Source organism: Bacillus sp. AP50, assembly GCF_040492675.1.
GTDB classification, from domain to species: Bacteria; Bacillota; Bacilli; order Bacillales; family Bacillaceae_G; genus Bacillus_A; species Bacillus_A cereus.
The window spans coordinates 2,501-4,739 of the sequence record NZ_JBEUTW010000066.1; the positions used below are offsets into that span (position 1 = coordinate 2,501).

Sequence of the window (2,239 nt, forward strand, 5' to 3'; positions counted from 1 at the left end):
AGGGTGAAGTTCAGGTAACACTGAATGGAGGCCCGAACCCACGCACGTTGAAAAGTGCGGGGATGAGGTGTGGGTAGCGGAGAAATTCCAATCGAACCTGGAGATAGCTGGTTCTCCCCGAAATAGCTTTAGGGCTAGCCTTAAGTGTAAGAGTCTTGGAGGTAGAGCACTGATTGGACTAGGGGTCCTCATCGGATTACCGAATTCAGTCAAACTCCGAATGCCAATGACTTATCCTTAGGAGTCAGACTGCGAGTGATAAGATCCGTAGTCAAAAGGGAAACAGCCCAGACCGCCAGCTAAGGTCCCAAAGTGTGTATTAAGTGGAAAAGGATGTGGAGTTGCTTAGACAACTAGGATGTTGGCTTAGAAGCAGCCACCATTTAAAGAGTGCGTAATAGCTCACTAGTCGAGTGACTCTGCGCCGAAAATGTACCGGGGCTAAATACACCACCGAAGCTGCGGATTGATACCGAATGGTATCAGTGGTAGGGGAGCGTTCTAAGGACAGTGAAGTCAGACCGTAAGGACTGGTGGAGTGCTTAGAAGTGAGAATGCCGGTATGAGTAGCGAAAGACGGGTGAGAATCCCGTCCACCGAATGCCTAAGGTTTCCTGAGGAAGGCTCGTCCGCTCAGGGTTAGTCAGGACCTAAGCCGAGGCCGACAGGCGTAGGCGATGGACAACAGGTTGATATTCCTGTACCACCTCTTTATCGTTTGAGCAATGGAGGGACGCAGAAGGATAGAAGAAGCGTGCGATTGGTTGTGCACGTCCAAGCAGTTAGGCTGATAAGTAGGCAAATCCGCTTATCATAAAGGCTGAGCTGTGATGGGGAAGCTCCTTATGGAGCGAAGTCTTTGATTCCCCGCTGCCAAGAAAAGCTTCTAGCGAGATAAAAGGTGCCTGTACCGCAAACCGACACAGGTAGGCGAGGAGAGAATCCTAAGGTGTGCGAGAGAACTCTGGTTAAGGAACTCGGCAAAATGACCCCGTAACTTCGGGAGAAGGGGTGCTTTCTTAACGGAAAGCCGCAGTGAATAGGCCCAAGCGACTGTTTAGCAAAAACACAGCTCTCTGCGAAGCCGTAAGGCGAAGTATAGGGGGTGACACCTGCCCGGTGCTGGAAGGTTAAGGAGAGGGGTTAGCGTAAGCGAAGCTCTGAACTGAAGCCCCAGTAAACGGCGGCCGTAACTATAACGGTCCTAAGGTAGCGAAATTCCTTGTCGGGTAAGTTCCGACCCGCACGAAAGGTGTAACGATTTGGGCACTGTCTCAACCAGAGACTCGGTGAAATTATAGTACCTGTGAAGATGCAGGTTACCCGCGACAGGACGGAAAGACCCCGTGGAGCTTTACTGTAGCCTGATATTGAATTTTGGTACAGTTTGTACAGGATAGGCGGGAGCCATTGAAACCGGAGCGCTAGCTTCGGTGGAGGCGCTGGTGGGATACCGCCCTGACTGTATTGAAATTCTAACCTACGGGTCTTATCGACCCGGGAGACAGTGTCAGGTGGGCAGTTTGACTGGGGCGGTCGCCTCCTAAAGTGTAACGGAGGCGCCCAAAGGTTCCCTCAGAATGGTTGGAAATCATTCGTAGAGTGCAAAGGCATAAGGGAGCTTGACTGCGAGACCTACAAGTCGAGCAGGGACGAAAGTCGGGCTTAGTGATCCGGTGGTTCCGCATGGAAGGGCCATCGCTCAACGGATAAAAGCTACCCCGGGGATAACAGGCTTATCTCCCCCAAGAGTCCACATCGACGGGGAGGTTTGGCACCTCGATGTCGGCTCATCGCATCCTGGGGCTGTAGTCGGTCCCAAGGGTTGGGCTGTTCGCCCATTAAAGCGGTACGCGAGCTGGGTTCAGAACGTCGTGAGACAGTTCGGTCCCTATCCGTCGTGGGCGTAGGAAATTTGAGAGGAGCTGTCCTTAGTACGAGAGGACCGGGATGGACGCACCGCTGGTGTACCAGTTGTTCTGCCAAGGGCATAGCTGGGTAGCTATGTGCGGAAGGGATAAGTGCTGAAAGCATCTAAGCATGAAGCCCCCCTCAAGATGAGATTTCCCATAGCGTAAGCTAGTAAGATCCCTGAAAGATGATCAGGTTGATAGGTTCGAGGTGGAAGCATGGTGACATGTGGAGCTGACGAATACTAATAGATCGAGGACTTAACCATATAATATGTAGCAATGTTATCTAGTTTTGAAGGAATATGCCTTCATAGTTTGGTGATGAT

At 51.5% G+C, this 2,239-nt stretch carries 1 rRNA gene (only partly in view); it reads left to right on the top strand.

Annotated features, from left to right (window positions below):
- A 23S ribosomal RNA gene (locus ABWK52_RS06830) occupies window positions 1–2,179 on the top strand; it begins 744 nt to the left of the window's first position.
- Window positions 2,180–2,239 lie beyond the last annotated feature (60 nt).